The sequence below is a fragment of the Acidobacteriota bacterium genome (assembly GCA_022340665.1).
Lineage (GTDB): Bacteria > Acidobacteriota > Thermoanaerobaculia > Thermoanaerobaculales > Sulfomarinibacteraceae > Sulfomarinibacter.
This window is the reverse complement of record JAJDNM010000019.1, coordinates 1-8,716: the sequence shown is the minus strand read 5'-3', so window position 1 is coordinate 8,716 and position 8,716 is coordinate 1. Positions and strand designations below refer to the sequence as shown.

The window sequence follows — 8,716 nt, the reverse complement described above, 5'->3', positions numbered from 1 at the left end:
GTAAGGACTCGTCGGATGTCTGGGTGAATCTGACGGGCTCTCTCGTCTTGAACCGCGACGGAAGCCCGCGGCACTTCATCGCGGTGGTCGAGGAAATCGGCGCGCGCAAGAAAGCGGAATCCGCGGTCAAGGATTCACTCGCCGAAAAGGAGGTGCTGCTGCAGGAAATCCATCACCGGGTCAAGAACAATATGCAGGTCATCTCCAGTCTCTTGAGCCTGCAGGCGGCGAACATCGAAGACAGCCGATTGCGCAGCCTGGTTCAGGAGAGCCAGAGCAGGGTGCGGGCGATGGCTCTGATCCACGAAATACTCTATGACTCCGGCGACCTGTCGAGCATCGATCTCGAGACGTACTTGACGCGGTTGACTGCAAATCTGTCCCGAATGTATCGGCCGCATACCGGTCTGGTGACTATCGAAGTCGACTCCGAAGACCTCATGCTGAAAATCGATGCCATGGTTCCGTGCGGTCTCGCGATCAGCGAGATCGTATCCAACTCTCTCAAGTACGCCTTCCCGGGAGACCGCTCGGGCCGAATCGAGATCCGTGCGTTCTCGACTGCGGATGGAGAGGTCGAGATAGTTGTACGAGATGACGGTGTTGGCATTCCGGCGGACGTGGATATCCGGTCCACAGGGACCATGGGCATGAGCCTGGTGTTCGGTCTGATCGAGAAGCAGCTCGGCGGAAAAATCGAGCTCGATCGCGAAGGGGGAACGACGTTCACGATCCTCATGCGCGGCGAATCCGTGGCTACCTGAACTGGCGGTTCTGCGGAATCGGGGATCGCTCCGGTCAGCGCGTTCGATCGACGAGCAGGTCGAAGACCTGGCGTCCGGTCATGAATTCTGCAAGCAGATCTCCCTGTCCGAACTCGCAGCCGTGATAGCGCAACCACCGCCACTGGGACTCGTTCTCGATGCCGTCGGCCGCGATCTCGAGGCCGCCGCTGCGGGCGAGGTCGATGATGGCTCTGACGATGGCCTGAGCTTCCCTTTCGTGTACAACGGCCTCGATCAACGACCGGTCGATCTTGACTCTCTGAACCGGTGTCCTCCTGAAAGACATCATCGAGGCGTGCGAGAAACCATACTTGGCGAGGGTCAGGCCCACTCCCAGCTGGCTCAGACGCTGGAGGTTGAGGTGAGTCGTCAACGGGGGCTGGGTGACGAGGACATCCTCGTTCAATTCGAGGGAGAGATGACGTGCCTCGATTCCGGTGTCCGTGAGGATTCCGAGCAGCAGCGATACCAGGCCCCGTCGCCGAATCTCGGATCCGGTGAGCGGAAGGCATATCCTGATGTTCGGAGAGATGGTTTGCAGCGTGACGCCTTGATTCAATACCTCACTAAGAGTCCATTCGGTGATAGATCGCGACACTCCGTGGCGCTCGGCCACCGGCAGAAACGATTCAGCGGGGATGGCGCCTTGCTCGGGATGGTTCCATTGCACCCGAGCTTCCACACCCACGACTCTCTCGGACGAAAGGTCGAACAAGGGCTGAAAGAGGATCTCGAACTGGCTGTCTTGAATTGCACGGTCGAGATCGACGCCCAGATCCCGTTCCTCGGCGATCATCGAGTCGATCTTGCTGCTGTAGAAGCGGAGCTGGTCGCGCCCGCCGGTCCGGTCGGCGGCCGCCTCTGCATTGCCCAGCAGCTCGTTCGGGTCCTTGCTGTCGACTGGATAGATCGCGGACCCAATACTGGCGGTGGCCGTGATCTCCCGGGCTCCGAGGTCGAATGGCTCCCGGAAAAGGCGGACCAGCTTGTCACCCAGAATGACTGCCCCTTCGGCATGTTCGAGGTCGGGCTGGATGACCGCGAACATATCTTCGCGAATTCGAGCCACCGAGTCGGAGGTGCGCACCGAGTCGCAAAGGCGAAATGCCGCCGACGCGAGCAGTTCGTTGGTGGCCTCCTGGCCGAGCTCGGTGGAGAGTCTGGCGAAATCATCAAAGCGCGCCAGAAAGATGCCGACCATCGTCTGACGGCTTCGGGCGCGGGCGATTGCGGTATCGAGGTAGTCGACGAGGATGTCTCGGGTTACGAGTCCGGTGGCGGGATCGAACAGACCATCGCCGGACGCACCGGCGGCGTCCAACCGAAGTTCTCGCCGCCGGCGAATTGTGACTACCGCGCCGAGTGACTCTCCCGACGAGTCCCGGATCGAACTCACCTGGTACCTGATCGGATGATGCGCACCCGTTTTCGAGGTCAGGATCGAGTCGAGCTGCCTGTCGCTGGCGTGGGGATCGTTGAGGATGCTCGATACCGGATGTTCGACGAGGCTGCCGTCGTCCGCAAGATTCAAACGAATCACGTCGGTCGCCTCGTGCTCGAACGCGTCGAGATCCTCCCAGCCGGTCAGTTTCTCCGCCCGCTCGTTCATGTAGAGGATTCGTCCCTGGGCATCGGTGGCCATCACCGCATCACCGAGACGCGGCAGCTCGGGCGGCGCACCCGCAGCATCCTGTGACAAGGCCTGTTCGATGCACTTTCTGTGCAGGGCAGCCTTGACCGCGACGTACAGTTCCTGGCTTTCGAACGGCTTGACGACGAGGCGGTAGGCGGAGCTCTGTTCGACCCTTCGTCGGGTCGCATCATCGTTATGCGCGGAGAGGAAGACCACGGGGATACCGAATCGATCGTGGATGAGGCGGGCGGCCTCGATGCCGTCGGTTTCACCCTTCAAGCGGATGTCCATCAACACCAGGTCCGGGAGATCCTTATCGATGACATCCGTAATGCCGTCGGCCGTGTCGAGAACTGCCGTAACCGCGTAGCCCCAACCCTCGAGAAGGGAGCGGAGGTGGAGAGCGGTGATGCTCTCGTCCTCGAGGATGAGGATTTTTTCCGTCATCCAGGGGCCGACGGCAAGGCGGCAACGCAGGTTCCGGGTATAATCATGTGTCGCGAATGTACAGCAAACGTATCGTTCATGTCACGTGTTGTGCGGAAAGGCCTTTGATGCAGGTGGTGTGTCGTCGTGCCCGGCCGATGACGAGCAGAATTGTCTCAAGTCAACGCGGGTGGTCCCGATGACCCGACACAGCATTCTCGTGGTCGAGGACGAGGGTGTCGTTGCGCAGGATATTCAAAGCTCGATCGCCAGAATCGGGCACCAGGTCGCAGGATGGGCCACCTCTGGTGAGGAGGCGATCTCCCTCGCCGAGCAGCATCACCCGGATCTCGTGCTGATGGATATACGTCTGGACGGCGAGATCGACGGCATCACCGCGGCCGAGGAGATTCACCAGCGCCTCGATATTCCGGTGGTCTTCCTCACCGCCTTCGCCGACGACGAGACGCTCACCCGGGCCAAGCTGGTCGGCCCGTTCGGCTACATTCTCAAGCCGTTCGACGAATCGGACCTACGTATCGCCATCGAGATCGGCACCAGCAAGCACGAGTTCGACCAGAAGGTGGCCGAAGCCCGCCGAGAGCTGGCCGAGGAGAGCGAGTTTCTCAACTCGCTCTTCGAGACCATCCCCGCGCCGGTGATGGTCGTTGACAGCGATCAGAAGATCCGCATGGTCAACCGTGCACTGGAGAGGGATTTCGCGGGCGCCAGGGAGACGATCATCGACGTGTGCCCGGGGGACGCCCTGGATTGCCCCCGCGCCATCGAGCAACCAAACTCTTGCGGCACGCTCGACGAGTGCATCACATGCCAGCTGCGGCCGACCATTGACGAGGCGCTGGATGGAGGAAAGGTCGATCGCCGTCGCTGCCAGTTCGAATTTCAAGCCGACGGCGAAGTTCGGGAGCTGACCCTGATGATCTCGGCCAGGCCACTCGATCGAAAGGACGGGCGTCTGGCGATCGTGATTCTCGAGGACATCACCGAGCTCAATGGCCTGCGGGAAGCCATGCGCGGCGAAGGCATCTTTGCCGGCATTGTCGGCAACACGCAGGCGATGTTCGACTTGTTCGAGAGTATTCGCGAGGTCGCGGAGGTCGACGTTCCGGTCGCCATCCTCGGTGAGAGTGGCGTCGGCAAGGAGCTGGTTGCCCGCGCCATCCACGATCACGGTCAGCGGGCCGACAGAAATTTCGTCACCGTGAACTGCGCCGCTCTGCCGGAAGGTCTCCTCGAGAGCGAGCTCTTCGGCCACGTCAAGGGCGCGTATACCGGCTCGGTCAGGGATCGCAAGGGGAGATTCGAGCTCGCCGACGGCGGCACGATCTTCCTCGACGAGGTGGCGGAGCTCGCGCCGGCCATTCAGGTGAAGCTCCTGCGGGTTCTCCAGGAGGGCACCTTCGAGCCGGTCGGCAGCGATACCACCAAAGCTGTCGATGCGCGGGTGCTGTGCGCCACCAACAAGAACCTCGAGGAAGAGGTGCGCGCCGGCCGTTTCCGCGAGGATCTTTTCTATCGCCTGTGCGTCGTACCCATCGTGATTCCGCCGCTCAGAGAACGGTCCGACGACATTCCCCTGCTTGCGGAGCATTTCCTGGCGAGGTCGTCCGCTACGGAAGGCGGGCGCCGGGTCACGATATCGGACGAGGTGCTCGAGGTGTTCAGGGCCTTCAGCTGGCCGGGCAACGTGCGCGAGCTGCAGAACGTGCTCCAGTTCGCGTGGATCAAATGCAAGGGCGACGTGCTCCGCGTTGAGCACCTGCCGCCGAACATCCGGCTGACCAGCGTGCACGCGGCGTCGAAGGTCGGCCGCCGCAAGGGGCTGACCAAAGAAGCGGTGGTCGCGGCCCTGGACAAAACCGGCGGCAACAAGAGCGAGGCGGCCAAGGTGCTCGAGGTCTCGCGGGCCACTCTCTACCGTTTCCTCGACCAGATGCTGACTCCCTGAACCTCCGCCACCTGGTTCGATCTTCCGTCTGTCATTCCGACCGAGCGAGTGAAAACACCTCCGTTTGTCATTTCGACCGAGCGAACGGCCTCTTTTTTCTTCTGTCATTTCGACCGAGCGAACGTAGAGAGCGAGCGGAGAAATCTTTGGGCAATGCAGGAGCGCGCTTCAGCCCACGCCCGCCCCATAGATCCCTCCGCTCGGGCCCTTCGGGCCCTCGGTCGGGATGACAACGGGGGGTGTCGCCTCCGGCCTCGCTCGGAATGACAACGCCATGGGTGTGGGGCGAATCGCCTATCCAATATCCAATATCAAATATCAAACATCGAACATCCACCATCCAACATCCAACATCGGGCGGGCGGGCGGATCGAGCATCCAGCATCCAGCATCGAGAATCGGGCGGGCGTGCGGATCGAGCATCCAGCATCGAGAATCGGGCGGGCGGTTGGGCAAAAAAAGGCCGACCCCTCCGGGCCGGCCCTGTCGATCATGACCGCACGTTGGTTTACGGCATTCGCAGGCCTCGCTCGGGCCGGCTGAACTGGTGGCACCAGGAACAGTCGTACCTCTTGTCCTTGACGTGTTTTTCGTGGGTCTTGGTGAAACCTTCCGAGGATTTGCGCTCGTGGCACTGAACGCAGAGCACCGACGTCGACGCCTTCAGGCCGTATCCGAGCTCGCCCTGCAGGTCCATGCGGCTGGTGCTGCCGTGGCAGTCGTTGCACTGCAGCGCCTGGCCCGACGGACTGACCTGGTGGTTGAGCATCTGATAGGTGTCGGTCTCGACCCACGAGTATGCCGTCTCGGTCGAGAGACCCATGTTTGCCAGGCCCTGCCTGGTCGCCGCATCGGCATCAGAAGTCGCGAAGAAGACACTCGTATCCAGTGCGATCAGTTGGCTGGTGTCGTTGGTGATCGGCTGCAGAGCGGTCTTGTACTTGAAGGCGTACAGCTTGGCGTCGGCATCAGCGACGTCTCCGAGTGGACGCGAGGTAGGGTACCTGCCGGTGTGCGAGTCCACCGTCGCCACGTCGCCGAGCAGGTAGTTGTCGCTGAGACGGTTCCAGAAGCGGTACTCGGGCACCAGATCGTTCGCCTTGTCCATGATCGGGTGGAAGGGCGCGCTCGTGCTGTGGGTGCCGAGCCACGTCCGGTGGACCTCGGTGGCCTCGGTCGCCTCACTGTCGCTGGCGTCCTTGGCGTAGGTCGGAATATGACAGGTTTGACAGGCGACTCTGTCCGTATGCCGGTCAATTGACTCCCCTTCGTGCTCGCCTGAGGCCATGTCCGCGTGACAGTTGGCACATTCCAGGATCGCTGCGGAATCCGTGGGCCGAAGATCAGAGCCCTTTCCGGCGACCCGGTGCTCGGTGAAGGTGTGGCAGGCCTGGCACTCGAGATTGGCGCCGGTGGTGGCCATGTGGACGTCGAACTCGAAATCGGTGGTGCTGCCCTGGGCCAGGGTGAGATCGCCGCGTTTCACCGCATCACCTCCGCCGGCTTTGGCGTGACACTGGAGGCAGGTCGAGCGTACCGGCCGGTGCACCGTCCGTGCCGCTTCGTCCATGCTGATCGCCATGTTGTCGGTGTCCGGTACGAAGGTGCCGTCGACCTTTTTGCGGCGGTACGCCTGTTGGTGGCAGATCATGCAGTCGATATTCGCCAGCTCCTCCGGCGTCGCTTCATCGTTCGGTTCTGCGCCGAGCCCGATGTGGCAGTTGCCGCACACGTTCCAGTTGCCGAGGATGTTGATGCAGTAGCTGTTGACTCCACCTGCGATCTTGCCCTGAGGCGGTCCGCCGTTGACCATGTCCGGGGTCTCGCCCTTCCACTGGTACATCACCGAACCGTGGACCTGGAGGGCCTCGGACTGGTGGCACTGCAGGCAGGTCTCGGGACCGGCCCACGACAGGCCTGCGTGGGGCTCGTCGCAGGAAAGGTCGGCGCCGGAGCAATCCTGATCGACGCCGTCGCCGCAGGTTTCCGCCGCACCGGGGTGAATGAGCGGATCGCTGTCGTTGCAGTCGGTGCCGCCGCAAGCGGCATCTTCGTACCCGTCTCCGTCGGCGTCCCCGCACGGCGGACCGCAGTCCAGATCAGCTCCCGAACAGTCCTGGTCGATACCGTCTCCACAGATGTCTTCCGCCCCCGGGTGGATGGACGGGTCGGAGTCGTTGCAATCGTTGCCGCCGCAGGATGCATCGTTGTAGCCGTCACCGTCGGCGTCGCCGCACGGCGGCGGACACTCGAGATCGGCGCCGGAGCAGTCCTGGTCGATGCCGTCGCCACAGATCTCCTCGGCTCCCGGGTGAATGGAAGGGTCGGAATCGTTGCAATCGGTTCCGCCGCAGGACGCATCGTTGTAGCCGTCACCATCGGCATCGCCGCAGGGCACGGTGCCCGCCGTCACCTGGACGACCACCTCCTCTGCCTTTTTGTTGCGCTCCGTGTCCTCGATCTCCACTTCGACCTGCCAGGAGCCGACCGTGGCGTTGGTGCTCGTAGCGTAGGCGTAGGTGAACGTGCCGGAGCTTTGATTCTCGAGGCTGCCGCGCGCGACGCGCCATCCGGCACCGTCTTTGATTTCGATTCTTGTCCTCTTGACTGATTCCACGGCTGATCCGTCACCGTATTGTGCGACCGCAGTGACATGAATCGTGTCACCGGTGGAGTACGCCGGGCGGTCAGTCGTCACCGCGAGTGTTATCGGATTCCCGCCCGAGACGACTCGCCGTCGAGCGGACCGCGAGGTGACCTGGGCTTTACCGGTGTGCGCAATTCCTATGGTTATCGCGAGCAGGCCGACAACGACCCACTGTCGATGCCGACGATTCTCGCCCTCCCGCTGTCCTTCCATGATGCCCTCCTTCGTGCGGCTTGGATGCGTTCCCGGGTTCGGGCGTGAAACTCGATCAGGGGAGCGCGTGCAACCGCAATTCATCGGAACGATTTTCTTGTTTGAGCGTATGAGCATTCAGTGATTCGGGTCACGGAAATGTAAATATTTGTCTCATTGTCTCGTTGTCTCACTGACCTCTAAGAGACAGATTCACGGAATGCGTCCAGACGCGGATAGAATTGCAAGTGATTGAAGGGAAGCGACATCACTGGAAATGGTTGGTAATGCCCCTGAGATAATCATGGGCGGCGGACGTCCGGGCCGTTCTTCCCGAGAAAAATCTGAGACACATGGGACGAGTGCCGATCGACCGCCGATTTTTCTCAAGTCGTTGATTCTTGGGCGATTGCGCCGCGAATCGAAATTCTCTGATTTTCTGGCATGCGCATTGCAAAGGGTTTCTCAACGGTCGATCCGTGTCTCACGCGACTGAAACGGAGAACCCTTTTGGATTGTTACGACCACGTGTCAGATGCATTGCGGCTATCGGACGAGCTGATCACCCTCGCGGATTCCCAGAGCGAAAAGTGCGAACACGATGGGTGCATCCTGCTCGACGGCATCATCCGTGACTGCGCGTGGAAGATAAGGCAGGCGGCGCTGCAATGGCGCCTCGACCTGGAAAAACGCGAGAACGTCGGAGGAACGGGCCGAGGCGAACCCCAGGTCAAAGCAGCAAACCCCCGTGTCATTTCGACTGAGTGAGTGAAACACCCCCTTTTGTCATTCCGACCGAGCGAGTGCCCTCTTAGGTCTTTTTTTGTCATTCCGACCGAGCGAATGGTCTCTTCTTCTTTTGTCATTCCGACCGAGGGCCCGAAGGGCCCGAGCGGAGGAATCTGTGGGAAAGACAGGAGCGCGATTCCGGAGAGCCATAGATTCCTCGACTCGGCCGCTCCGCGGCCTCGCTCGGAATGACACCTGGAGGGTGTGGCATTCCGGCCGAGCGAAGGGTCTCTTCTTCTTTTGTCATTCCGACCGAGGGCCCGAAGGGCCCGAGC

General features: G+C 61.5%; 5 protein-coding genes. 3 read left to right on the top strand and 2 right to left on the bottom strand.

Features of this window, described 5'->3' with window-relative positions:
• On the top strand, positions 1–764 hold a 764-nt coding region (locus LJE93_02790; protein MCG6947829.1), incomplete at its 5' end, for an ATP-binding protein.
• A 34-nt stretch (positions 765–798) separates the two neighbouring features.
• Here LJE93_02790 and LJE93_02785 read toward each other — a convergent pair.
• The gene (locus tag LJE93_02785) at positions 799–2,865 is read right to left on the bottom strand and encodes an EAL domain-containing protein (GenBank protein ID MCG6947828.1); all 2,067 of its coding nucleotides are present in this window, start codon (positions 2,863–2,865) and stop codon (positions 799–801) included.
• Positions 2,866–3,043: 178 nt separating this feature from the next.
• Here LJE93_02785 and LJE93_02780 point away from each other — a divergent pair, with 178 nt between their 5' ends.
• A complete protein-coding gene (locus tag LJE93_02780) occupies positions 3,044–4,813 on the top strand; it encodes a sigma-54-dependent Fis family transcriptional regulator (GenBank protein MCG6947827.1) in 1,770 nt (589 codons plus the stop codon).
• 508 nt (positions 4,814–5,321) lie between these two features.
• Here the strand turns inward: LJE93_02780 and LJE93_02775 are convergent.
• Positions 5,322–7,673 (bottom strand): hypothetical protein, encoded by a 2,352-nt coding sequence (locus tag LJE93_02775; protein MCG6947826.1) that lies wholly within the window; start codon positions 7,671–7,673, stop codon positions 5,322–5,324.
• Positions 7,674–8,180: 507 nt separating this feature from the next.
• Here LJE93_02775 and LJE93_02770 point away from each other — a divergent pair.
• Positions 8,181–8,420 (top strand): hypothetical protein, encoded by a 240-nt coding sequence (locus LJE93_02770; protein ID MCG6947825.1) that lies wholly within the window; start codon positions 8,181–8,183, stop codon positions 8,418–8,420.
• The last annotated feature ends 296 nt before the right edge of the window (positions 8,421–8,716 follow it).

Coding starts and splice junctions, on each gene's coding strand:
- LJE93_02785 (MCG6947828.1), bottom strand. CDS start 2,865: ATGACGGAAAAAATCCTCATCCTCGAGGACGAGAGCATCACCGCTCTC.
- LJE93_02780 (MCG6947827.1), top strand. CDS start 3,044: ATGACCCGACACAGCATTCTCGTGGTCGAGGACGAGGGTGTCGTTGCG.
- LJE93_02775 (MCG6947826.1), bottom strand. CDS start 7,673: ATGGAAGGACAGCGGGAGGGCGAGAATCGTCGGCATCGACAGTGGGTC.